The sequence below is a fragment of the Streptomyces sp. SAI-170 genome (genome assembly GCF_049739565.1).
Taxonomy (GTDB): Bacteria; Actinomycetota; Actinomycetes; order Streptomycetales; family Streptomycetaceae; genus Streptomyces.
On the sequence record NZ_JBMGQD010000001.1, the window covers coordinates 3041916 to 3066555 of the forward strand.

The following is a 24640-nucleotide window of genomic DNA, read 5'->3' on the forward strand; positions in this document are numbered from 1 at the left end:
CGTTCACCGGGCGTAAATCCGCGTTTTCTGTACTGACCGACGATTCAGCAGGCACACTGCCGGGATGGTTGATCACTCCTACGCCGACCTGGAGCTCGCGCGGCTGTACGACGCCCTCAACGACTGGGGGCCCGACGACGACTTCTACCTGGACCAGGTGATGTCCGCGCGGGCCGTGCTGGACGTCGGCTGCGGGACGGGCAGGCTGCTGCGCGGCGCGCGGGCGGCCGGGCACACCGGGCGGCTGACCGGCGTCGACCCGGCCGCGGCGATGCTGGTGCAGGCCCGTCGGGCCGCGCCGGACGTGGAGTGGGTGCTGGGGGACCTGGAGTCGGCCCGCTGGCAGGGCGAGTTCGACCTCGCCGTGATGACCGGTCACGCCTTCCAGGAGCTGCTGGGCGACGAGGCGGTCAGGCGGCTGCTGGCCGGGGTGCGGTCGGCTCTGGCGCCGGGAGGCCGCTTCGTCTTCGAGACGCGCAATCCCGCGGCGCGGGCGTGGGAGGCCTGGACGCCGGACCGGGTGCACGAGATCGCCGATCCGTACGGCGCCGAGGTGCGGGTCTGGCACGAGGTGGCCGGGCCGGTCGTCGGGGACCGGGTGACCTTCACCGAGACCTTCTCCAGCGAGCGCTGGGACCGCGACCGGGTGAGCCGCAGCGTCCTGCGGTTCCTGGACGCGGACGCGCTGGACGCCTTCCTGGCGGAGGCCGGGTTCGAGGTCACGGCCCGGTACGGCGACTGGCGGCGAGGGCCGTATGCCCCCGCCGCCAGCCGCGAGATCGTCACCGTGGCCCGAAGGGCCTAGAGAGACTTACTCCGAGTCCTCCAGCGCCTTCAGCGCCGGGTCCAGGACGATGTCCTCGCCCTGGGCCTCCGTCGACGGGTCCTCCGGGAAGTGGCAGGCCGTCAGGTGGCCCGCACGGTTGCCGGAGAGCTGGACCAGCGGGGGCTCCTCCGTGGCGCACTTGTCCTGGGCCTTCCAGCAGCGGGTGCGGAAGCGGCAGCCGGACGGCGGGTGGATCGGCGAGGGCACGTCGCCGGCGAGGCGGATGCGCTCGCGGGGCTCGGCGTCGTCGGAGACGTCCACCTCGGGCACGGCCGACAGCAGGGCGTGCGTGTACGGGTGGCGGGGCCGGTTGTAGATGGAGTCCCGGTCGCCGACCTCGACCACCTTGCCGAGGTACATCACCGCGACGCGCTGCGAGAAGTGCCGCACGATCGCGAGGTCGTGGGCGATGAAGACGAACGCGATGCCGAGCTCGTCCTGCACCTTCTGCAGCAGGTTGACGACCTGCGCCTGGATCGACACGTCGAGCGCGGAGACCGGCTCGTCGGCCACGATCAGCTTCGGGTTCAGCGCGAGCGCGCGGGCGACACCGATGCGCTGGCGCTGACCGCCGGAGAACTCGTGCGGGAAGCGGTTGTAGTGCTCGGGGTTGAGGCCGACCAGCTCCAGCAGCTCACGCACACGCTTCTCGCGGCCGCCCGCGGGGTTGATCCCGTTGACCTCCATCGGCGACTTGATGATCGTGCCGACGGTCTGCCGCGGGTTCAGCGAGGAGTACGGGTCCTGGAAGATCATCTGGATCTCGGACCGCACCGGCGCGATCTGCCGGCGCGAGGCGTGGGTGATGTCCTGGCCCCGGTAGGTGATCTGGCCGGCCGTCGGCTCCAGCAGACGGGTGACGAGCCGGCCCATGGTCGACTTGCCGCAGCCGGACTCGCCGACCACACCGACGCTCTCGGCGACGCCGACGGTCAGGTCGACACCGTCGACGGCCTGGACCGCGCCGACCTTCCGCTTGATCGGGAAGCCGCCGTAGATCGGGAAGTGCTTGGTGAGGCCCTTGACCTCGAGAAGCGTCTCCGGCGTGGTGTCGGCGGAGCCCTGCTGTGCGGGGAGGGTGAGGTTCTCGCTCATGATCTCGGTCTCTCCCTAGCGCAGCCGGGGCTGGATCTCGTCGATGAAGATGGACTGCTTCTGCTCGGCCGTCAGGTGGCACGCGGCGGCGCGGCCCTCGGCGAGCGGCGGCCGGGTCGTGGTGCAGAGGTTGCCCTCGACCTTGTCCGTGAAGGTGCAGCGCGGGTTGAAGCGGCAGCCGGACGGCGGGTTGAGCAGAGACGGCGGGGTGCCCGGGATCGGCGTCAGCTCCTGGTGGATGTCGCCGTCGAGACGCGGCATCGAGCTGAGCAGGCCCCAGGTGTAGGGGTGCTTGGGCGTGCCCAGCACCTCCTTGACGGTGCCGCGCTCCACGGCCCGGCCCGCGTACATCACCAGCAGGTCGTCGGCCATGTTGGCGATGACGCCCAGGTCGTGGGTGATGAAGATGATCGCGGAGCCGAACTCCTGCTGGAGGTCCTTGAGCAGGTCCAGGATCTGGGCCTGCACGGTCACGTCGAGCGCGGTGGTCGGCTCGTCGGCGATCAGCAGCTCGGGGTCGCACATCAGGGCCATGGCGATCATGGCGCGCTGGCGCATACCGCCGGAGAACTGGTGCGGGTAGTCGTCGAAGCGCACCTTGGGCTGCGGGATGCCGACCTTCTCCAGCATCTGGATGGCCCGGTCCTTGGCCTCCTTCTTGGAGGCGCCCCTGTGCTTCATGTACGGCTCGGACAGCTGCCGGCCCACCGTGTAGTACGGGGACATCGCGGTCAGCGGGTCCTGGAAGATCATCGCCATCTTGTTGCCGCGGAGCTTCTCCAGCTCCTTGTCGGTGGCGGTGACGAGTTCCTGGCCGTCGAGGACGATCTCGCCGTCGACGGTGGTGCTGCGGGGGTTGTGCAGGCCGAGGACCGTCAGGTTGGTGACGGACTTGCCGGAGCCGGACTCGCCGACGATGCCCAGGGTCTTGCCGCGCTCGATGTCGAAGGAGAGGCCGTCGACCGCCTTGACGATGCCGTCCTCGGTGGAGAACTGCACCCGCAGGTCACGGACCGAGAGGAAGCTCTCGGGCCCGGTCGGGGCCGGGGCGTCCTCGGTCTTGGTCAGTGTGGTCACGGTGGTTGGTTCTTCCTAGGAGAGCCGGACGCGCGGGTCGATCCAGGCGTACGCGATGTCGGTGAGGATGTTCAGGAGCAGGATGAAGAAGGCTCCGAACAGCATGACGCCCATCGTGAGCGGGAGGTCCTTCTGGGTCGCGCCCGCCACGGCCAGGCGCCCGATGCCCTGCAGCGAGAACGTGATCTCCGTGACGACACCGCCGCCGAGCAGGGAGCTGATGTCGATGCCGAGGACGGTGACGATCGGGATGAGCGAGCCGCGCCAGGCGTAGCGGAAGAAGACGTACTTCTTCGACATGCCCTTGGCCCGCGCGGTGCGCACGTGCTCCTCGGCGAGCTGCTCGATCAGGGAGGCGCGCGCCATACGCGTGTACTGCGCGGTGAAGATGGTGGCCATCACGATCATCGGGATCCACAGACCGGCCAGCCAGCCGGCGGGGTCGTCCGTGAACGGCACGTACTTGGGGTCCTCCACCCAGCCGGTGCTGTACACGAAGATCAGCAGCACGATCGGGCCGAGGAAGTAGATCTGGAAGGAGCTGAGCACCATCGAGGTGCCGGTGGCGACCTTGTCGAGCACCGATCCCCGCTTGTACGCCGAGATCATGCCCGCGCCGATGCCGATGGTCAGGAAGACCAGGATCGAGCCGAGGGTCAGCGACAGCGTCACCGGGAAGCGGTCCATGATGATGTCCCAGACGCCGTCGTCGTAGTAGAACGACTGGCCGAGGCACGGGGCCGGGCAGTGGCCGGTGGGGAAGTCACGCCCCATCACGACGCCGGACATGAAGTCCCAGAACTGCTGCGCGATGGGCAGGTTGAGACCCAGGGCCTCACGGATGTCCGCCAGTCTCGCCGGGGAGCAGTCCTTGCCGCAGGCCAGTGAGGCGTAGTCGGACGGCGCGGCGACGAACAGGAAGAAGGTTGCGGCGCCGATGAGGAACAGGGTGACGACGGCACCGACCAAGCGCCGGAGGATGAACTGAAGCATGGCGGGGAGGCTGCTCTCTGCGACAGACGGTGGATGGTTTCACGGAACCGCGGGAGTGCGCTCCGCCGGGGGCGCACTCCCGCGATCAGCCGTAGAGAGTTACGACTTCAGGAACAGACGGGTGACGTCGATGTAGCTCGACTCGGTGCTGTAGCGGGCACCGCCGATGTTCGAGCCGAAGAGCTGGAACTGCTTGGTGTACCAGAGCGGGGCGCCCGGGTTGATCTTCTCGATGATGTAGTGGTGCGCCTCGCGCCAGGTCTTGGCGGCCTCGGTCGGCTCCTGGGTCAGGGCCTTCTTGATCAGCTCCTGGACCTTCGGGTCGTCGATGTGCGAGTAGTTCGACGAACCGTCGGCGACCTGGTCACCGTCGTAGATCGGCGTGACGACCGTGCCGGGCGACGGCCAGTCCTGGCCCCAGCCGGTGATGTACATGTCGTACGGGTTGTCGAGCTTGGCGATCTGCTCGTAGTAGCTCGCCGAGTCGACCTCCTTGGAGACGACGTCGAAGCCGACCTTGGTCAGCGCGTCCTCGACGGCGACCTTGCGCTTCTGGCCCGCCTCGGAGTTGGAGTACGCGAAGACGAGCTTCTTCTGCGCGGCGGGAACGCCCTTGAGCAGCTCCTGCGCCTTGGCGATGTTGCCCTGCGGCGTCTTCAGACGGCCGAAGGGGTCGTAGGTGGGCTCGTAGCCCGGCAGGGTCGGGGCGAACAGGTTCGGGGCCACGTCGCCACCGTAGGCGCCGCCCTCACCGGCGATCAGCGACTTGGAGTTGACCGCGTAGGCCACCGCATCACGGACGGCCTTGTTCTTGACCCGGTCCAGGTTGAACGTCAGCGACATGACGTAGGGCTGGTAGCCCTTGATCGTGCGCTTGTTGACCGAGGCGTCGGAGATGACGTCCTGGATCTGGGTGGCGTCCACGGAGCCGGTGAACTGGATGGCGCTCTTGGCGTCGCCCTGGTCGGAGATCAGACGCTTGGTCTGCGTCGACTCGGTGACACCGAACTGGAAGTCCCAGCCGTCCACGTACTGGTGGCGCACGGAGTCGGTCTTCGGGTCCCAGTTCTCGTTCTTGACGAGCTTGAGGACCTTGCCGACCTTGTACTCGGAGATCTTGTACGGGCCGGTCGAGACCGGGGCCTTGTCGTACTTCTCCTTGGTGTCGGTCTTCTCCGGCACGACGGTGTAGCCCGGCATGGCCAGCGTCTGCGGCAGGTCGGGGCGCGCCGTGTCGAAGTGGAAGACGACCGTCTTGTCGTCCGGGGTCTCCAGCATGGTGTCCGGCAGGTGCTTCTTGCCGAAACCGCCGTCCGGGAGCACCTTGCGGTAGTCCGGGCCGGCCAGCCACGTCTGGATGTAGGTCGGGCCGTCGAAGATGAACTTCGCGAACTGACGCTCGAAGGTGTGGCGGATGTCGGCCGAGGTGATCTCGTTGCCGTTCTGGTCCTTGACGCCGTCCTTCAGCGTGTACGTCCAGGTCTTGCCGCCGTCGGAGGACTTGCCGGAGTCGGTGGCGAGGTCACCGACGACCGAGACGTTGCCCTTGCCGTCCTCCTCGAAGTTCGTCAGCCCGCGGAAGAGCAGGTTGGCGACCTGGCCGGCGTCGGAGACGTAGATCTGGCCCGGGTCCAGGTGGGTCAGACCCGACTCCTGGTAGGCGGTGATCGTGCCGCCGGGCTTGGCACCGGGGACCTCCTCGGCCGGGCCGGTGGAGGCGGCGGCGTCGGCGTAGACGACGGCCTTGGACTGGGCCGACGCCTCCTGCTGGTCCTTCTTGGAGTCCTTGTTGGAGCTCGTGCCCTTGTTCTCCGAGCAGCCGGTGAGCGCGAGGGAGCCGGCCGCGATCGCGACGACTATGGCACGCGCTCTGCGCGAGGTGAGCTTCATAGCGGTGAATGCACCTACCTGTCGGTTGTTATCCATGAGTACTGCCTGACGCGGCTGGTAGGCCGACGCGGGGGCGGCAGCCACCCCCCACCAATGGACGCTTTACCGCCCGGACTTGGGGTCGAAGGCATCCCGGACCGAGTCTCCGAGGAGGTTGAAGGCCAGGATGAAGATCACCAGCATCGTGCCCGGGAAGAACATGAACGCCGGGTCCTGCTCGGCGTAGTGGGCACCCGCTGCGAACAGCCGTCCCCAGTCCGGGGTCGGCTCGACGAAGCCGACGCCCGCGAAGGACAGGAACGCGATCGTGAGGATCGTGCTGGGCAGCTGGTACGTGAACTGCACCAGGATCGGCGAGACGATGTTCGGCAGGATCTCCTTGCGGACGATCCGCCAGGGCGAGGCGCCCGCGACCTTGGCGGCCTCCACGAACTCCCGCTCCCGCAGGGAGAGCACGGTGGACCGCACGAGGCGGGCCATGCCCATCCAGCCGAGCACCCACAGCACGATCAGGATCGCCAGCGCCCGGAAGTACGTGGGCGTCTCCTCCCGCGGGTCCACGAAGAACGCGGTCACGACGGGCATGAAGGCGATGAAGAACAGCTGCGAGGGGAAGGACAGGAAGAAGTCCGTGACCCGGCCCAGCCAGTAGTCGACGCGACCGCCGAAGTAGCCGCCGATCAGGCCGATGATGACGCCGGTGACCATCACCAGCACGGTCACGCCGAGCGCCATCAGCAGCGAGGTCCGCATGCCGTACATCAGCATCGCGAACAGGTCCCGGCCGTACTGCGGCTCGACGCCGAACCAGTGCTCGCCGGAGACGCCGCCGAAGTAGCCGAGCGGCAGACCGAAGTCGTCCAGGACCGGCTTGTCCGCGTAGGTCGGGTCCTGCCCGTACAGGGTGTACGGGTCGCTCCCGCTGAGCATGGTCAGCAGCGGAGCGGCGAGGGCCGCGACGAAGAAGAAAATGACTACGCCGGCGCAGACCATGCCTGTACGGTCACGCTTGAAGCGCTGCCACATCAACTGCCCAGGGGAACGACCCTCAAGCTTCTTCTCACCCTTGGCGACTTCGGAGGTCGCCTCGAGCTCAGGGTCCAAGGCGACCGCGGACCCGGAGCCCTCGGCCTTCGTCGGACTGGTCATGTGTGTTCTTCCCCCGGGGGGTTGGAGAGTTGAGCGCAGCACAGATACCGGCAGGTTCTGTGGTTTGGGGGAACTTTCGCCAAGTGCATCAACGCGCGTCAAGGGCGGAAGACATAGGGATCTCCCTAACTTCAAATTTTTGAGCAAAAATTGCGAAGATTGACACCTAGGCGCGCTTGACAGGTGAGACACTGACCCGGCATTTCGGACATTCAGGTAGGGATTTTTGTTTACATGTCCGAAACTTGATCGCTGGATCTCCGATATCCGAACAGCGTTCCAGCGGCGTTCGACCGCGGCTTGAACAGATCCGGCCGGGCACGCCGAGGACCCGGCCCTCCCCTCGGGGAGAACCGGGTCCTCTGGAACTGCTGTTGAGCCGGCGTCAGCCGTGCTTGGCGCGGCTCGCGGCGCGGGCACGCTCGCGGGCGTCCAGGTTCACCTTGCGGATGCGAACGGCCTCCGGGGTGACCTCCACGCACTCGTCGTCGCGGCAGAACTCCAGGGACTGCTCCAGCGACAGCTTGCGCGGCGGCACGATCGCCTCGAACGAGTCGGCCGAGGACGACCGCATGTTCGTGAGCTTCTTCTCCTTGGTGATGTTCACGTCCATGTCGTCGGAACGCGAGTTCTCACCGACGATCATGCCCTCGTACACCTCGGTGCCCGGCTCCACGAAGAGCACACCGCGCTCCTGGAGGTTCGTCATCGCGAAGGCCGTGACGGCACCGGAGCGGTCGGCGACCAGCGAGCCGTTGTTACGGGTCTGGAGGTTGCCGAACCAGGGCTCGAAGCCCTCGTGGATGGAGTGACCGATGCCGGTACCGCGGGTCTGGGTCAGGAACTCCGTCCGGAATCCGATCAGGCCGCGGGAGGGCACCACGAACTCCATGCGGACCCAGCCGGAGCCGTGGTTCGACATGTTGTCCATACGGCCCTTGCGGACGCCCATGAGCTGCGTGACGGCGCCCATGTGCTCCTCGGGCACGTCGATGGTCATGCGCTCGACCGGCTCGTACGTCTTGCCGTCGACGTCCTTGGTGACCACCTGCGGCTTGCCGACGGTCAGCTCGTAGCCCTCACGGCGCATCTGCTCGACCAGGATGGCGAGCGCCAGCTCGCCACGGCCCTGGACCTCCCAGGCGTCGGGCCGCTCGGTGTCGAGGACGCGCAGCGAGACGTTACCGATCAGCTCGCGGTCCAGGCGGTCCTTGACCTGGCGGGCGGTGACCTTGCGGTCCTTCACGGCCGCCTTCGCGTCGGCGCCCTTGCCGGTGCCGCCGCGGCCGACCAGCGGGGAGGTGTTGGTGCCGATGGTCATCGAGATCGCGGGCTCGTCGACCGTGATCAGCGGCAGCGCCACCGGGTTCTCGGGGTCGGCCAGGGTCTCGCCGATCATGATGTCCGGGATACCGGCGACCGCGCAGATGTCGCCCGGGCCGGCCTTCTCGGCAGGCTTGCGGGTGAGCGCCTCGGTCATCATCAGCTCGGTGATACGGACGTTGGTGATGGACCCGTCACGCTTGATCCAGGCGACCGTCTGGCCCTTGCGCAGCTCGCCCTGCTCGACGCGCAGCAGCGCGATACGGCCGAGGAAGTTGTCCGCGTCCAGGTTGGTGACGTGCGCCTGGAGCGGGGCCTCCTCGTCGTAGGTCGGGGCCGGGATGTGCTCCAGGATCGTGGAGAAGAACGGCTCCAGGCTGGTGGAGTCCGCCGGAACGGTGCCGTTCTCCGGCTTGGTCAGCGAGGCGATGCCGTCACGGCCACAGGCGTAGACGATGGGGAACTCGATCTGCTCCTCGTCCGCGTCCAGGTCGAGGAAGAGGTCGTACGTCTCGTTCACGACCTCGTCGATACGGGAGTCCGGGCGGTCCGTCTTGTTGATGCACAGGATGACGGGGAGGCGCTGCTGCAGCGCCTTGCGCAGCACGAAGCGGGTCTGCGGCAGCGGGCCCTCGGAGGCGTCCACCAGCAGCACGACACCGTCGACCATCGACAGACCGCGCTCGACCTCGCCGCCGAAGTCGGCGTGACCGGGGGTGTCGATGATGTTGATGGTGATGACGTCCCCCCCGTCCTTCGGGTGGTACTTCACCGCCGTGTTCTTGGCGAGGATCGTGATGCCCTTCTCACGCTCCAGGTCGTTCGAGTCCATCATGCGGTCGTCGACCGAGTCGAGCTGGTGGGCGGCGAAGGCACCGGCCTGCTTCAGCATGCCGTCGACGATGGTCGTCTTGCCGTGGTCGACGTGGGCGACGATGGCGACGTTGCGGATGTCGTGGCGCGTGGCCATAGTGAGGCGTTCTCCCGGAGTGTTGGGTGGCGCGCGCGTACGTCCGTGTGACGCGGGCCCTGCCGGGCTTGACACGCCACGGCCTCACCCCATCGTACGTGCCCCTGTGGGAGACGGCCTCCGCAGGGGCTGTTCCATGATCAGTTGCCCGAGGACGAGGGGGAGGCCGAGGGCGAGAGCTTCACGCCCTTCTCGAGGAATCCCATGTCCTCGTACACGGGCGTCCGGAAGCCGAAGGCGCCGACGTTGGCGAGGTTCTTGCGGACCGCCACCAGCTGGGGCCGCTGATACAGGGGGATCGATCCCGCGGCCGCCCAGATCCGGGAGTCCGCCTTGCGGATCAGCCCCCGGTTCTCCTCCTCGTCCAGCGTCGCGACGGCCTGGTCGAAGAGCTGGTCCACCTGGTCGGTGCCGACGCGCGTGTAGTTCTGTTCCACGCTCAGCGACCCGTCCGCGGCGGGCACCGGCTTGGCGTAGATGGGCCTGCCGTCGGTGGCCGGGAAGGCGGACGCGGGCCACGAGTACAGGGCCAGGTCGTACTCCCCGGCCGCGATGTGGTCCTTGAAGTAGCTCTCGTCGGACACCTTCGTGATCTGCGTGCGGATGCCGACCCGGTCCAGCATCCGCCGGATGCGTTCGGCCACCGTCCGCAGCGAGCGCGACCCGTCCCCGGAGGGCACCACGAACCGCAGGGTCAGCGGCTCGCCGTCCTTCGCCAGCGTCCCGGGCTTCGCGCCCGCGGGCGCGGCGGTGCCCTTCGGGGCGTACGCTCCCGGCGCGCCGCCCCGCTGGAGGCGCCCGTCGGTGTACTGCTTGCCGTCCTGGGCGAGGTTGCGGGAGCCGTCCCGGTCCCGGCTGTGCTCGCGGTCCTCCCGGTCGGCCTTGTTGTCCTCGCTGTCCTCGCTGTCCCCGCTGTCCCCGCTGTCTCCGTTGTCCTCGCCGACGATGTACGTGCCGTCGTCGTCGCCCTCGTCGGAGCGCTCGGAGTCTGCAGCCTTGTCCTTCTCGGACTTCTCCTTCTCGGCCTTCTCCTTCTCGGCCCTGTCCTCCTTGGCCTTGCGGCCCGCCGCACCGGCCGCCTCCTCGGCCTTCTCCGGCTCCTTCAGCGGGCCGCCCCGCTCCCAGCCGGCGTCGGCGAGCAGGGCCTGGGCCTCCTTGGTGTCCTGGCCGCCGAGGGCGCCGCTGTTGTCGGCGTAGGCGGCCTGCCCGGCCAGGGCGAGGTGGCTGCCGACCGGTTCGGCGGGCAGGCCGAGCGGCCCCAGCACCACCCGGGCCAGTTCGTCGCGGTCCAGGGCGCGGGCCACCGCCCGGCGGACCCGCTCGTCGGCGAGGGGGCCGCCGGAGCCGTTGAGGGCGAGCTGGGTGTAGGCGGGCTCCAGGGACTTGCGGATCTCGATGCCGCGCAGGGCCTGCCGCTGCTTCTCCCACCGGGCGATCGCCCTGCGCAGCTTCGTGCGGGCGTACACCTCGTCCTCGGCGGCCTCCTCGTCGGAGCCGTTGGCCAGGGCCCAGGAGCGCAGCGCCCTGGCCGCCGTACGGCCGGCGCCCGCACCGGCGAGGGGCCCGGCCGAGCCCTTGGCGGCGCCCTCGACACGGGCGGCCGCCTCCGGGTCGATCTCGGCCAGGTCGATCTTCCCCGCGGCGAGCTCGGCGGCCCGCTCCTCGCGCGGCACGGCCGTCAGGACGATCTTGTCGAGCTTGGGGGGCGCGCCCCACCAGCGCGGATTGCGGGCCAGGGTGACCTCGTCGTCCCTGCGGTCGACCTTCTTCAGGGAGAAGGGGCCCGCGGTGACCTTCAGCTTGCGCCGGGCGCCGTCGTTGAAGGAGTCCGGGGTGCCCATGACCTCCTTGGGGTACAGCGGCGAGAACAGCGACCTCCAGTCGGCGTACGGCCGGGCGAAGGTGACCTTGACCTCCAGGTCGTTGGCGCCGCGCTCGATCTTCTCGATGCGCTCGTACCCGGCGTTGCGGGCGGTCCAGTAGGCGCTGTCCTTGCCGGACAGGGCGCGCCACTGGGCGGCGAAGTCGGCGGCGCCGATCTCGCGGCCGTCGCTCCAGACGGCCTGCTGGTTGAGCTTGTACAGCACGACCTGGCGGGGCTCGGTCTCGACGACCTTGGCGGACTCGAGGAAGTCGGCGTTGCGCTCGGGGCGGCCGCTCGCGTCGAGCCGGTACATCGACGGCAGGACGGCCTGGGCGATGCGAGTGGTGGCGGCGTCGGCGTCGGACTGGAAGGTGTTGAGGGTCTCGGGGACGGCGTCCACGGCCCAGCGCAGGGTGCCGCCGTCGGCGATCTGCGCCCGGGCGGCGCTGCCGATGTCCTGCCCGGCCAGGGGCTTTCCGGCCTCGTCGGGCGACCCGCACCCGGCGAGCAGGGTCACCGCGAGGGCGCCCGCGGTGAGGAAGGCGACCGAGCGCATGACCGCCCGTGGTCTGACACCGACGTGAGACATCTCTGGTTACCTCCGGAAGCCGCGGGTTATGATCACGTTTGGCGGTATTTGGAGCTGATCACATGTTTTCGGATATCCGCTGCCACTGAAGAGGAAAGGGTTCGGCAGCAGGGGGCGACACGGCGGCGACGGCCCACAAGCCCACCCGTGCGGCGCAACGCACCGGGGAATGCACCAGTACGCCTTGGCCAATCGGTGCACATCCCTTCCCACCCACCGGTGTGACGCGCAACACTCGCAGGCGCATGAACGTCACCATCGAGAGCAAGGCCCCCGGCCGCACAGCCGATGGAAAAGAGGTCACGTCATGTCCGTGCACGACGAACTGACGTCGGTCCAGCGCTGTCTCGACGATCTGTCCCGGTCGGTGGGCCGACTGGAACAGCAGCTCGGCAGCACCGGCCTGGACATGCGCCGGGTCCGCGCCGACGCCGAGCACCTGCGCGAGAGCGTCGCCCTGCTGAAGGAGGCCACCTCGGCGCAGGGGCAGCCCCGCAAGCCGGAGCTGGTCACCATCCCCGACACCCCGTACGACGACAGCCTGTGGGTCGACATCGACGACGAGGGCCTCGGCGCCCGCGATCGGCGTGCCCCCTGAGCCCCTCACCGTGAGACACGGAGTCCCTCCTTGGCCACAGGTACGGAACCCCCCGGAACAGAACCCGGAACAGAACCCCATCCGCTCGGCGGCGGCGTACGGTCCGCGACGCGCGCCGCGATCAGCGCCCGGCATCTGCGGACCGACCGGTGGTGGCTGGCGCCCGCAGCCACCGCCGCCGGTCTGCTCGCCTTCGTCGTCTACTCGACATGGCGCGCCTTCGCCAACGCCGACTACTACGCGGCGCCCTACGTCTCGCCGTTCTACTCGCCGTGCCTGGCGGAGAACTGCGCGCCGATGCGCCACGGCCCCAACTGGGAGCTGTTCGGCGGCTGGTGGGGCATCTCCCCCGCGATCATCATCCTGATCTTCCCGCTGGGCTTCCGGCTGACCTGCTACTACTACCGCAAGGCGTACTACCGCGGCTTCTGGGCGTCGCCGCCCGCCTGCGCGGTCGCCGAGCCGCACAGCAAGTACACCGGTGAGACGCGCTTCCCGCTGATCCTGCAGAACATCCACCGGTACTTCTTCTACGCGGCCATCCCCGTCGCCGGGATCCTGACCTACGACACCGTGCTCGCCTTCCGCGACGAGAGTTACGCGTGGGGCCACGTGGGCCTCGGCACGCTCGTCTTCGTCGTCAACATCGTGCTGATCTGGGCGTACACGCTGTCCTGCCACTCCTGCCGGCACATCGTCGGCGGCAAGCTCAAGCACTTCTCCCGGCACCCCGTGCGCTACCGCATGTGGCAGCTGGTCGGGAAGCTCAACGCCCGGCACATGCTGCTGGCGTGGTCCTCCCTGGTGAGCGTGGCGCTCGCCGACTTCTACGTGTATCTCGTCGCGTCCGGTGCCTTCGACGATCCGAGGTTGTTCTGATGCCCGTGGTGGACTGCCAGGAGTGGGACGTCGTCGTGGTCGGTGCGGGCGGCGCCGGGCTGCGCGCCGCGATCGAGGCCCGCGAGCGCGGCGCGCGTACGGCGGTGATCTGCAAGTCGCTGTTCGGCAAGGCGCACACGGTGATGGCCGAGGGCGGCATCGCCGCGGCCATGGCCAACGCCAACGAGCACGACACCTGGCAGGTCCACTTCCGCGACACCCTGCGCGGCGGCAAGTTCCTCAACCAGTGGCGGATGGCCGAGCTGCACGCCCAGGAGGCCCCGGATCGGGTGTGGGAGCTGGAGACCTGGGGCGCGCTGTTCGACCGTACGAAGGACGGCCGCATCTCCCAGCGCAACTTCGGCGGCCACGAGTACCCGCGTCTCGCCCACGTCGGCGACCGTACGGGCCTGGAGCTGATCCGCACCCTCCAGCAGAAGATCGTCTCGCTCCAGCAGGAGGACCATCGCGAGACCGGCGACTACGAGTCGCGGCTGAAGGTGTTCCAGGAGTGCACGGTCACGCGGGTGCTGAAGGACGAGGCCGGGCGGGTCTCGGGGGTCTTCGCCTACGAGCGTGAGTCGGGCCGCTTCTTCGTGCTGGAGGCGCCCGCGGTGGTGATCGCCACCGGCGGCATCGGCAAGTCCTTCAAGGTGACGTCGAACTCCTGGGAGTACACCGGCGACGGCCACGCGCTGGCGCTGCTGGCCGGAGCCCCGCTGCTGAACATGGAGTTCGTGCAGTTCCACCCGACCGGCATGGTCTGGCCGCCGTCGGTGAAGGGCATCCTCGTCACCGAGTCGGTGCGGGGCGACGGCGGGGTGCTGCGCAACTCCGAGGGCAAGCGGTTCATGTTCGACTACATCCCGGACGTCTTCACGGAGAAGTACGCGCAGAGCGAGGAGGAGGCCGACCGCTGGTACGAGGACCCGGACAACAACCGGCGTCCCCCTGAGCTGCTCCCCCGCGACGAGGTCGCCCGCGCGATCAACTCCGAGGTGAAGGAGGGCCGCGGCTCCCCGCACGGCGGCGTGTTCCTGGATGTGTCCACGCGGATGCCGGCCGAGGTGATCAAGCGACGGCTGCCGTCGATGTACCACCAGTTCAAGGAGCTGGCGGACGTCGACATCACGGCCGAGGCGATGGAGGTCGGGCCCACCTGCCACTACGTCATGGGCGGTGTCGCGGTCGACTCCGACACGGCGGCCGCGCGCGGGGTTCCCGGGCTGTTCGCGGCCGGTGAGGTGGCCGGGGGCATGCACGGCTCCAACCGGCTGGGCGGCAACTCCCTGTCCGACCTGCTGGTGTTCGGGCGCCGGGCGGGCTGGCACGCCGCCGAGTACGCGACCGGGCAGAGCGTACGCCCGTCGGTCTCGGAGGCCGAGGTCAACGCGGCGTCCGCGGAGGCGTTGCGGCCCTTCTCCGCGGAGACCGAGGGGGAGGCCGGGCCGCCGGAGAACCCGTACACCCTGCACCAGGAGCTCCAGCAGGCCATGAACGACCTGGTCGGCATCATCCGCCGTGAGGCCGAGATGGGGCAGGCCCTGGAGAAGCTGGCCGAGCTGCGGCTGCGCGCCCGGCGGGCCGGCGTCGAGGGGCACCGGCAGTTCAACCCGGGCTGGCACCTCGCCCTGGACCTGAGGAACATGCTGCTGGTCAGCGAGTGTGTGGCACGGGCCGCGCTGGAGCGCACCGAGTCGCGCGGCGGGCACACCCGCGAGGACTTCCCCGGCATGGACCGCAGATGGCGCAACGTCAATCTGCTGTGCCGGCTCACCGACCCGACGGGCGGGCTCGCCGCGACCGATCCGGTGCGCGGGCAGATCGCCCTGGAGCGCGAGACGACCCCGCCCATCCGCCCGGACCTGCTCGCCCTCTTCGAGAAGGACGAGCTGGTCAAGTACCTCGCCGAAGAGGAGCTGTACGAGTGAGCGGCTACCAGGCCCGGTTCAAGGTGTGGCGGGGCGACCAAAACCGCGGAGGCCTCGCGGACTTCGAGGTCGAGGTGAACGAGGGCGAGGTCGTCCTCGACATCGTCCACCGCATCCAGGCCACCCAGGCGCCCGACCTCGCGGTGCGCTGGAACTGCAAGGCGGGCAAGTGCGGTTCGTGCTCGGCGGAGATCAACGGGCGGCCGCGGCTGCTGTGCATGACCCGGATGTCGGTGTTCGACCGCGCGGAGACCGTCACGATCACTCCACTGCGGGCCTTCCCGGTGATCCGGGACCTCGTCACCGACGTCGGCTTCAACTACACCAAGGCGCGCGAGGTCCCCGCCTTCGTGCCGCCGGCCGACCTGGCGCCGGGCGAGTACCGCATGATGCAGGAGGACGTGGACCGCTCGCAGGAGTTCCGCAAGTGCATCGAGTGCTTCCTGTGCCAGGACACCTGCCATGTGGTGCGCGACCACGAGGAGAACAAGTCCGCGTTCGCCGGCCCGCGCTTCCTGATGCGCATCGCCGAACTCGACATGCACCCGCTGGACGCCGCCGAGGACACGGGCCTGGACCGCAAACGCACCGCCCAGGACGAACACGGCCTCGGCTACTGCAACATCACCAAGTGCTGCACCGAGGTCTGCCCCGAGGGCATCAAGATCACCGACAACGCCCTGATCCCCCTGAAGGAACGGACCGTGGACCGCAAGTACGACCCGCTGGTGTGGCTGGGGTCGAAGATCAGAAGGCGCTGACCCGAGGTCAGGGTGCGCGCTGGGCCAGCACCTGGAGACACAGGCCCACCAGGAACACCGCCATGCCGGTGAACAGGAGCGCGCCGTAGGCCGAGGAGGGCCCCTCGAAGTTGCCGAGGATCATGACCGTCCCCAGGCCCGCGGTGCTCACCAGCGTGCCGTACCCCCACAGCCGGGGCCGCAGCACGCGCCGGCTGCCCCACGGCGGCACCCAGCCCACCGTGACTCCGGCGATCCCTATGACCGCGCCCGCCACCACGACCGCCACGGCCGTCCCCACCAGCACCTCATACATGGCCGGAGTGTGGCAGGCCGCGGCGCGCGGGCGCACCCCGGTAGCGAGGGCCTGAAACCGGCCATACGCTCCCGAATGTGACGCCTTCCACCTTCCGCGGGCGGCCCGGGCCGGGCCGGAGCCACATATCCGTGCGCGTGGCCCACACCGTGCTCGGCGGTGCGGCGGGGCTGGTGTGGCTGGTGCTGCCGACGGTGCCGACCGGGGCCGGGTCCGACCTTGCCGGGCCGGGCCCCCGTGCGGTGGCGCAGGAGCCCGAGGAGGACGAGACGGCGACGGCCGACCTGGTGCTGCCGCTGGTCGCCGTGGGCACGGCGGGTGCCCTCGCGGCGTACGGCTATGTACGACGGACCCGCCGCGCCCGTACCCCGGCCGTGCCGGCCCGTCCCGCGCCCGGGCCCGCCGCTCCCCCGCCCCTCGCCGAGTTGGAGGAACGCTGCCGGCGCGCGCTGATCGCGGCGGACGACAGCGTGCGGACCAGCGAGGAGGAGCTGGGCTGGGCGCGGGAGCAGGTGGGCGACGAGGCCGTCGAGCCGTTCGCGCGGGCGGTCGCCGAGGCCCGCGAGGAGCTGACGGCTGCCTTCCGGATACGGCAGCGGTACGACGAGGGCGTGCCCGCCGATCCGGCGGAGCGGCGCCACGCGCTGGCCGGAATCGTGGGGCGGTGCGCGGAGGCGGGGCGACGGCTGGACGCGGAGACCGCCGCGTTCGACGCGCTGCGCGCTCTGGAGGGGGACGGGCTCCCCCGCGCGCTGGAGGTGGCCGAGGGCAGGTTCCGTGAGCTGGCGGGGCGTACGGTCACGGCGGAGTCGACGCTCGCGGACCTGGCCGCCCGCTTCCCGCCGAGCACCCGCAACCCGGTCACCGGGTACACCGAACAGGCCAAGGACCGCCTGGTGTTCGCCACCACCCGGCTCAACCAGGCCCGCCAGTCGGCCGACCTGGGCGCTCCCGCCCGTGCCGCGGCCCACCTGCGCGCCGCCGAGTCCGCGATCGCGCAGGCGGCCGTGTTCCTCGACGCCCTCCACCGTCTCGGCACGGCTCTCGCCGAGGCGGCCGCCCTGGTGCCGGACGCGCTGACGGAGGCGGCGGAGGTCGGCAGCGACACGGCTTCCGCCGAGGACGCCGTGGACGTCCCGGTCGGTGAGGTGCGGGCCCGGCTGCTGCGGCTGGAGCTGGTGCTGACCGCCGTAGGGGAGGAGCGGGCGGGTGGGGCGTACGACCCGCTCGACGCGCTGCGGCGGATCGTGCGGGGGGTGGTGCCGCTGGGGGGCGGGGAGGACGGGGTGCTGGGGGCGGCGGCGCGGCTGGTCGCGCAGGAGTCCGTCGCGGACGCGGACGCCTTCGTCGCCACGCACCGGGGCGCGGTGGGCGCGCAGGCCCGCACCCGGCTCGCGGAGGCCCGGCGGCTTTTGGGCACCGGGCCCGAGGGCCGGACCGACGCCGAGGAACTGGCCCGGCAGGCCCGGCACCTCGCCGAACAGGACGTCCGTGTGCACGGCCACCCGCTCGCCGGCACGGACGCCCCGGGCAGCGGCCAGGGCGGGGCCCACGTCGGAGGCGTCCTGCTCGACGACGCCCCGGACGACACGCCCGCGAGCTTCGGCGGCCCGGCCGGCCGAGGCCGCCGCACGTCGGCGGCCTGAGCGCCTCAGAACAGGCTCAGCAGCGCCTCCGCCGGGTCCACCGGGCCGTTCTCGCCGTCGGGCAGCGGCAGTTCGAACCACACCGTCTTGCCGCGCGGCGTACGGCGCGAGCCCCAGGCCGCGCTGAGCAGGCCGACGAGCTGCAGGCCCCGGCCGCCCTCGTCGGTGTCGCGGGCGCGGCGGCGGCGCGGCTGGACGAGGCCGGAGTCCCAGACCTCGCACACGAGCGTGCGGTCCAGGAGCAGCCGGAGTCTGATCTCGCCCTCGCCGTAGCGCAGGGCGTTGGTGACCAGCTCGCTCACCAGCAGCTCGGCCGTGTCGACCAGCGGCTCCATGTCCCAGGACAGCAGCTGCCCGCGGGCGTACTCCCGGGCGCGGCCCACACTGCGCGGCTCGCGCGGCAGCGTCCAGTCGCCGACGGACTCGGCGGGCAGGCCCTGGACGCGGGCCATGAGCAGGGCGATGTCGTCCTCGCCGTGATGGGTGTCGAGGGTGTTGAGGACGTGGTCGCAGACGTCCTCCAGCGGCCGGGCGGGGTCCGTCAGCGCTCCGACGAACGCCTGGAGTCCCTCGTCCAGGGGGTGGTCGCGGGACTCCACCAGGCCGTCGGTGTAGAGGGCCAGCAGCGCGCCCTCGGGCAGTTCGACCTCGACCTCCTCGAAGGGCTCGCCGCCGACGCCGAGCGGCATGCCCGGCGGCACGTCGAGCATGAGGGCCGCCTCGCCCGGTTCGACCAGCACCGGCGGCAGATGGCCGGCGTTGGCGAAGGTGCAGCGCCGGGTCACCGAGTCGTAGACGGCGTACACGCAGGTCGCGAGGTACACCTCGGACAGGTCCGCCTCTCGGGGGCGCCGCGCGGCCCTCGTTGCCTGCTGGACGCCGCCGGGCGCGCCGAGACCGCGGGCGATCTCGTCCAACTGGGAGAGCACCTCGGCCGGTTCCAGGTCCAGCAGCGCCAGCGTCCGTACCGCCGTGCGGAGTTCACCCATCGCCACGGCCGCGCGCAGTCCGCGGCCCATGACGTCGCCGACCACCAACGCGGTGCGGTGACCGGGCAGTTCGATGACGTCGAACCAGTCGCCGCCGACCTCGCTGGGGCGCCCCGTGGAGGCGTTGCCGGGCAGATAGCGGCAGGCGATGTCCAGGCCGGAGGCGACGGGGTCGCCGGGCGGCAGCAGGGACCGCTGCAGTATCAACGCCCGCTCGTGCTCCCGCCGGTAGAGCCGCGCGTTGTCGATACAGACCGCCGCACGCGCCGCGAGCTCCACCGCGAGGTCGCGGTCCCGGTCGCCGAACGGCTCGCTGCCCTTCGTACGGGAGAACTGCACGAGTCCTACGACGGTGTCGTGGGCGACCATCGGCACGGCCAGCGTGGACTGCACCAGGGCGCCGTCCTCGGCGGGGACGGCACGCGGCCGGGCGGTGCGCAGGGCGTCCGCGCAGGGCGAGTTGAAGGAGTAGTGGTGGACCGCGCCGACGGTGACCGGGGTGTCGGCCTCGTCGAAGGGGGCGTCGGAGACGGCGCTGGCGTAGGCGACGCGGCGCAGCTCGGCGCTGCCGTCGGCGAGGCCGGGCGGTGTCTCGTCACCGGCCAGCAGGCCCTGGTAGAGGTCGACGGTGGCGAGGTCGCAGAAGCCGGGGACGACGACGTCGAGGAGTTCGCGGGCCGTGGTCTCCAGGTCCAGGGAGTTGCCGATGCGTGCGCCGGCCTCGTTGAGGAGGGCGAGGTTGCGGCGGGCCGCGGCGGCCTCGCGGGCGGCGGCGCGCCGTGAGGTGATGTCGGTGCCGAGCCAGGCGACGCCGATGGGGCGGCCGCTGCCGCTGTGCACGCGGTAGAGGTTGATCGACCAGTGCCGGCGCTCCTCGGAGCCGGGCACATAGCCGGTGACATGCATGTCGGTGATGGAGTCGCCGGTCTCCAGGACGCGGCGCAGGGTGGCGGAGACCCGGTCGGCCTCGGCGCGCGGCAGATAGTCGTGCACGCCCTTGCCGCGGTGGTCGTCGGGGGTGCCGCCGAAGATGGAGGCGAACCGCTGGTTGGCGCGGCGCACCTTGAGGTCGGTGTCGATCAGCAGGAAACCGAAGGGCGATTGGCCGAAAATCGCCTGCGACGCCGCGAGGTCGGTCTCGATGGTGCGCAGCACCCGGACGTCCACGACGATGCAGACGGCGGCCTTGGCGCCCTCCTCGGTGCGGGTGGGCATCACATAGACCTCGGCGAGCCCGTCGGTCCCGCGGGTGCCGTCCGGCGTGTCCGGCAGCCGGAAGGGGACCACGCCGGTCCACTCCCGGCCGTCGAGGATCTCGGCCATCTTGCGCTGGCCGCGCTCGCGCCGGTCGGGGTGGATGAACGTCTCGATGGGGTCCATGCCGAGGGCCCGCTCGGCGGGGATGCCGAAGATCTGCTCGGCACGCAGGCTCCACTGCTCGACGAGCCCGTCGGGGCCGATGGAGAAGGAGGCGACCTTTATGTAGTCGTACATCGAGCCGGGCGGACTGGACTGCCACATCGGATCACCGGCCGGCACACCCGTGCCGAGGCCCGCCTCGGGCGCCGTCCTCGCGCCGTCCGACGGGTCCTCGAACTCCGTGGCCTTCGCTGGTATCTCGCTCACGCGAACCGTCCCCTCCAGCTCACCGCGTCCGGCACCGGTCACCGGCGGCGGCTGCCCGCAGTATCCAGTACAACGGGGCCGCACAACACGGTGTTCACGATCACAGCATGGTCCAGTTGGTTTTCGGACCGTGCTGCGAGAACACTTCCAGACTTCTAACCAGCGCACACGTCGTCGAACCCCACCGACGGGCACCTCTCGGCGGCCGGATCGCGCCCCCGACGGAAGTGCTCCGGCTGTACACCCGTGCCACCCCCGTGGAGCCGTGTCCCGCGGGCCTCCTCAGCGCGGCACGGCGAGTTCGAACCACACCGTCTTGCCGGTCTCCCCCGGGCGGGTACCCCAGCGGCGCGAGGTGGAGGCCACCAGTTGCAGGCCCCGGCCGCTTTCGTCGTCGGGCCGCGGGGCGCGCTCGCGCGGCATGTCCGGGAGCGGGTCGGAGACCTCGACGAGCAGGGTCTCGGGGAGCCCGGCGGGGCGCACCAGGCGGACCCCGATGGGCCCGGTGGCGTGTCGCAGCGCATTGGTGACCAGCTCGCTGACCAGCAGGGCGGTGATGTCGCCGACGCTGTCGAGGTCCCAGCCGTGCAGCTGGCCGCGCACACAGGCCCGCGCGGTGCGGACGGCTCCGGGGTCCGCCGGGAACGTCCACTCGGCGCGGTCGCCTTCGGTGTCGATCACGCCGATCACTTCCCAGCCAGCGAGCCCACCCTGTCCGTTTTCAGGGGGTTAATGGGCACATACCCGATATGCCGACCTCGCTACCGCCCGGGGAGGCGCACGGTGACACGAACGGCGCACGGGGGAGCACCGCATTCAGGGGAGCGCCCCTTAGGGGCGCGGGGCTGTATCGATATGCGGCTCCGCCGCGTGGGCGCGAGCAACCACGGACAACCCGCACCCGGGCGCCGGGCGCAGCCCTAACGGCGGGACTCCGAGAAAACCCCCATCCCCACAACGGCCCGCACAGCCGGAACATCCTGCGGAAGCCACTCGACGTCCCACAGCTCCTCGACCGACAGCCACCGCAGCGCATCATGATCCTGGAGCGGCGCAGGAGCGCCGGACCCCGGCACCAACCGGGCCGTCCACACCCGCAGCACATACGGCGACCTCAGCGGAAACTCCCCCGGCACCCGCGAGAGCACCTCGGTCTCGACGCCGAGCTCCTCCCGCAGCTCCCTGCACAGCGCGGCCTCCGCCGACTCCCCCGGCTCGACCTTCCCACCGGGCAGCTCCCAGCGCCCGGCCAGCTCAGGGGGCGCACTACGGCGCGCGGCGAGGAGGCGGCCGCCCTCGATCAGGGCGGCGCCGACGACCACGGTCTGTTCCTTCATGCGCCGGAGCCTACGGGAGCGTGCGCCGGCTCAATGCCGTGAGCCGTTGCCGTTCTGCCCGATCCGTTCGACCCAGTAGAGCTGCTTGTGGCCGCGGGTGTCGAGGCTGTCGGCGATCTTCTGCGCCTCGGCCTTGGTGGCGTAACGCCCCACGCGGTAGCGGTTGCCGTTGTCGTCCTGGCGTATGACGAGCCAGGGCAGCGCGATGGTGCCGCCTTCGGTCATCGCACCCCTCCAGATCCCGTCCGCGGTCCACGCCGCGGCCCGCCCGCTGAGGAAACCGCACTCCGCATATGCCCGAGCCTACGCCCAACCTTCACGGAGCGAATACGGCTTTTCACAAAGAGACATGGCAAGGGTGGGCAACCGGCCAGTAACTCCGGGGCGCACAACGGCGAGCAGGCCGCCCGCGCGCTGCGGCTCATCCGCCGGGCGGCCCCTCGCACGCACCCTGGACGACCTGCGAGAACGACCGAAACCAACGGGTCGCACACCGGGGCGCGTCGGGCGCACCGCAGGAGGAACTCCGCACAGGTGCGCCTCACTTCACCGCGTATGCGGACTGGTGTGCGCTACTTCACGGGGAGGTGGTACGCGACGCGGTAGCGGTCGGCCGGGACGACCACGTCGGCGGTCTCCACCGGGCGGCCCGAGGCGTAGAAGGTGCGTTGGACGACGAGGACGACATGGCCGGGGACGCCGCCGAGGGCGAGGAGTTCCTCGGCGAGGCCGGGACGGGCGCCGACCTCCTCGGTGACGTTGTCCACGATGATGTCGATGGCACGCATGCGCTCGACGACGCCCATGCCGCCGAGCGGGCCCTCCTCCGGCAGCATCACCGGCGTGCGGCCGGTGACGGCGAGGGGCTCCCAGGAGGTGGAGAGCATCATCGGCTCCCCGGCCTCCCGGAAGACGTAGCGCGTGCACATCACGCGGTCGCCGGGCTGGATGGCGAGCCGCTCGGCGACGCACCGGCTGGCCTCGGCCTGCCGGCTGCTGGACTCCCAGGTGCCGCGGGCGCCCGCGTCGGCCTGCTCCTGCCGGAAGGGGGTGGCCCCGCCGGACGGGCGGTAGCCGGAGCGGGCGATACGGCGCGGCACCGGGCGCTCGCGCACGTACGTCCCTGAGCCGGATCTGCCCTCGACCAGGCCCTCCGCCATGAGCACCTTGCGCGCCTCCAGGGCGACGGTGTCCGAGACGCCGTACTCCTCGCGGATGCGGGCCTGCGAGGGCAGGCGGGTGTGCGGTGGCAGCGAACCGTCGACGATCTTCTTGCGGAGATCTCCCGCGACGCGCAGGTAGGCCGGCTGCTCACCGAATGTCACTGGCCGCTCCCATCAGGTTGTACAGACAGCAACAGCGTGGCAACCGTGGGTTGAGCCGTGCAAGCAAAGGCCAGAGAATCACTCGATGTGATGACAAGGCCCGCGGGAGGGCTTTACGCAGGCACTTTCTCCCCGCTATGGCCGCGCTCACACCTGCACGTTCGCACCTGCGCGATCACGCCTACGCGTTCAGGGAGCCGTCCCCTGCCTCGCCGTCCTCGCCGGAGCCGTCGTCGTAGTCGTACGCCGGCGGGGTCGTGGACAGGTCCAGTGCCTCGCGCGCGTCGATGGTGGCGGCGCCGTCGACGACCTCGTAGCCGGACTCGTAGTGCTCGAAGAAGACGTCCGGGTCGGTGGCGTCGGCGGCCTTGCCGAAGTCGTCCGCGGACGCCTCCAGTTCGGCGGCGAGCGCCTCCAGGGGCTGCTGGGCCCCCGCCGGCCAAGTATGCGCGCGCAGGGCGGCGGCCTGCTCGACGAGGGCGCCCTCCATGTCCTCGGCCCAGCCGGTGTTCACCTCCAGGTCCTCGTCGGGGTAGTCCTCGGGCTCCTTCTCCAGCACGGCGTCGAGGGCGCGGACCGTCTCCAGGTAGGCGAGCTGGTGGGCGTCGAGGGTGGTCTCGTCGGCGCGCAGCGAGCCGGTCAGGGAGCCCTCGGCGTCGGTGTTGCCGTAGATGCAGGTGATCTCGCGGTCGCCGATCGCCCAGCTCTCGCGGGTCGGGGTCAGGTAGTACACGTCGACGTTCTCGGGCAGGGCCCAGGTGTCGAGGACGTAGTCGCTCTCCAGCGCGAAGCACTTGTCGTCGGCGATGTCGGTGACGCGGCTGTCCCCGGGGAAGGCGCCGCCGGGAAGCTCGACCACGGCGAAGACCTCGCCGTCGTGCCGTCCGGAGCAGGGCACCTTGTCGACGTCGTAGGCCATCCCCTCCAGGGAGCCGGTGAGGGTGTCGAAGCACTCGCCCTTCTTCACCGAGAACACCGCGGAGTTGTCCCGCGCGGCCTCCTTGGCGCCGTCCCAGAACTCGGAGGCGGCGCCGGTGGTGAAGAACAGCACCCACAGCACGAGCCCCACCGCGGACAGCACGCTTCCGGCGATCGCCATGCCCCGCCCGCGCTGACCGCCCCGCTTGATCTGCCGCAGCGCCACGAGCCCGAACACCAGGCCGATCCCGGGCAGGAGGCACACGATGCCCAGCACCAGAGCCGCGACGGCGAGCCCGTTCACCGAGGGGCTGCCGCCCTGGCCGTACGGCGGCCACGGCTGGTACGGCTGCTGCGGGTACGGCCCCTGCGGCGGGTACGGGCCCTGAACGGGCGGCTGGTACGGACCCTGGGGCCCGGGCGGCGGAGGTATGGACACGGCTACCGTGCTCCCGGTTCGGCGGCAGAACTGATGTGCGGCTGCGCGCATCGTACGGGTGGCACGACCGAAGGCGGAACGCGGGTGACGAACCGGACAAACGCCTCGTCCTCGCGGCGG

General features: G+C 70.4%; 20 protein-coding genes. 6 read left to right on the top strand and 14 right to left on the bottom strand.

The window, feature by feature from the left end:
* Positions 1-64: 64 nt before the first annotated feature.
* Positions 65-805: a class I SAM-dependent methyltransferase gene (locus tag RKD23_RS13405; protein ID WP_424853884.1), complete on the top strand. Its 741-nt coding sequence runs from the start codon at positions 65-67 to the stop codon at positions 803-805.
* 6 nt (positions 806-811) lie between these two features.
* Here RKD23_RS13405 and RKD23_RS13410 read toward each other — a convergent pair whose 3' ends face one another.
* The 7 genes from RKD23_RS13410 to RKD23_RS13440 form a co-directional block, all read right to left on the bottom strand.
* Positions 812-1921, bottom strand: coding sequence for an ABC transporter ATP-binding protein (locus RKD23_RS13410; protein WP_424853885.1), 1110 nt, complete (start codon positions 1919-1921; stop codon positions 812-814).
* Positions 1922-1936: 15 nt separating this feature from the next.
* Entirely contained in the window at positions 1937-2998 is a 1062-nt protein-coding gene (locus RKD23_RS13415; RefSeq protein ID WP_424853886.1) for an ABC transporter ATP-binding protein, read from the bottom strand.
* Between the two features lie 15 nt (positions 2999-3013).
* Positions 3014-3991, bottom strand: a complete 978-nt coding sequence (locus RKD23_RS13420; RefSeq protein WP_404042445.1) for an ABC transporter permease — start codon at positions 3989-3991, stop codon at positions 3014-3016.
* A 99-nt stretch (positions 3992-4090) separates the two neighbouring features.
* Positions 4091-5881 (bottom strand): ABC transporter substrate-binding protein, encoded by a 1791-nt coding sequence (locus RKD23_RS13425; RefSeq protein WP_424853887.1) that lies wholly within the window; start codon positions 5879-5881, stop codon positions 4091-4093.
* 102 nt (positions 5882-5983) lie between these two features.
* A complete protein-coding gene (locus RKD23_RS13430) occupies positions 5984-7030 on the bottom strand; it encodes an ABC transporter permease (protein WP_424853888.1) in 1047 nt (348 codons plus the stop codon).
* A 385-nt stretch (positions 7031-7415) separates the two neighbouring features.
* Complete coding sequence (gene typA, locus RKD23_RS13435; protein ID WP_404042448.1) at positions 7416-9323, bottom strand: translational GTPase TypA; 1908 nt, start codon at positions 9321-9323, stop codon at positions 7416-7418.
* A 140-nt stretch (positions 9324-9463) separates the two neighbouring features.
* Entirely contained in the window at positions 9464-11776 is a 2313-nt protein-coding gene (locus RKD23_RS13440) for an ABC transporter family substrate-binding protein (RefSeq protein ID WP_424853889.1), read from the bottom strand.
* 307 nt (positions 11777-12083) lie between these two features.
* Here RKD23_RS13440 and RKD23_RS13445 point away from each other — a divergent pair, with 307 nt between their 5' ends.
* From RKD23_RS13445 to RKD23_RS13460, 4 genes are read left to right on the top strand one after another with little or no spacing between them, the layout of a single operon-like run.
* Positions 12084-12374 (top strand): hypothetical protein, encoded by a 291-nt coding sequence (locus RKD23_RS13445; RefSeq protein WP_424853890.1) that lies wholly within the window; start codon positions 12084-12086, stop codon positions 12372-12374.
* 30 nt (positions 12375-12404) lie between these two features.
* A complete protein-coding gene (locus RKD23_RS13450; protein ID WP_424853891.1) occupies positions 12405-13253 on the top strand; it encodes a hypothetical protein in 849 nt (282 codons plus the stop codon).
* Complete coding sequence (locus RKD23_RS13455; RefSeq protein ID WP_424853892.1) at positions 13253-15184, top strand: fumarate reductase/succinate dehydrogenase flavoprotein subunit; 1932 nt, start codon at positions 13253-13255, stop codon at positions 15182-15184. Before RKD23_RS13450 ends, RKD23_RS13455 begins: the two co-directional genes overlap by 1 nt.
* Entirely contained in the window at positions 15181-15945 is a 765-nt protein-coding gene (locus RKD23_RS13460; RefSeq protein ID WP_424853893.1) for a succinate dehydrogenase/fumarate reductase iron-sulfur subunit, read from the top strand. Before RKD23_RS13455 ends, RKD23_RS13460 begins: the two co-directional genes overlap by 4 nt.
* 7 nt (positions 15946-15952) lie before the next feature.
* Here RKD23_RS13460 and RKD23_RS13465 read toward each other — a convergent pair whose 3' ends face one another.
* Complete coding sequence (locus RKD23_RS13465) at positions 15953-16240, bottom strand: hypothetical protein (protein WP_424853894.1); 288 nt, start codon at positions 16238-16240, stop codon at positions 15953-15955.
* A gap of 77 nt (positions 16241-16317) precedes the next feature.
* Between RKD23_RS13465 and RKD23_RS13470 the strand changes: the two genes are divergently transcribed.
* Positions 16318-17886 carry a hypothetical protein gene (locus RKD23_RS13470; RefSeq protein WP_424853895.1) on the top strand — a complete coding sequence of 523 codons (1569 nt, stop codon included), beginning with the start codon at positions 16318-16320 and terminating at the stop codon, positions 17884-17886.
* Between the two features lie 5 nt (positions 17887-17891).
* Here the strand turns inward: RKD23_RS13470 and RKD23_RS13475 are convergent, their stop codons facing one another.
* From RKD23_RS13475 to RKD23_RS13500, 6 genes are all read right to left on the bottom strand, one after another.
* Positions 17892-20501 (bottom strand): SpoIIE family protein phosphatase, encoded by a 2610-nt coding sequence (locus tag RKD23_RS13475; RefSeq protein ID WP_424853896.1) that lies wholly within the window; start codon positions 20499-20501, stop codon positions 17892-17894.
* A 282-nt stretch (positions 20502-20783) separates the two neighbouring features.
* Complete coding sequence (locus tag RKD23_RS13480; RefSeq protein ID WP_404042456.1) at positions 20784-21191, bottom strand: ATP-binding protein; 408 nt, start codon at positions 21189-21191, stop codon at positions 20784-20786.
* Between the two features lie 230 nt (positions 21192-21421).
* Positions 21422-21838 carry a (deoxy)nucleoside triphosphate pyrophosphohydrolase gene (locus RKD23_RS13485; protein ID WP_424853898.1) on the bottom strand — a complete coding sequence of 139 codons (417 nt, stop codon included), beginning with the start codon at positions 21836-21838 and terminating at the stop codon, positions 21422-21424.
* Between the two features lie 30 nt (positions 21839-21868).
* Positions 21869-22063 carry an SPOR domain-containing protein gene (locus RKD23_RS13490; protein WP_424853900.1) on the bottom strand — a complete coding sequence of 65 codons (195 nt, stop codon included), beginning with the start codon at positions 22061-22063 and terminating at the stop codon, positions 21869-21871.
* Positions 22064-22410: 347 nt separating this feature from the next.
* Positions 22411-23163 (bottom strand): GntR family transcriptional regulator, encoded by a 753-nt coding sequence (locus tag RKD23_RS13495; RefSeq protein ID WP_424853901.1) that lies wholly within the window; start codon positions 23161-23163, stop codon positions 22411-22413.
* A 181-nt stretch (positions 23164-23344) separates the two neighbouring features.
* Complete coding sequence (locus tag RKD23_RS13500; RefSeq protein ID WP_424853902.1) at positions 23345-24520, bottom strand: DUF4190 domain-containing protein; 1176 nt, start codon at positions 24518-24520, stop codon at positions 23345-23347.
* Positions 24521-24640 lie beyond the last annotated feature (120 nt).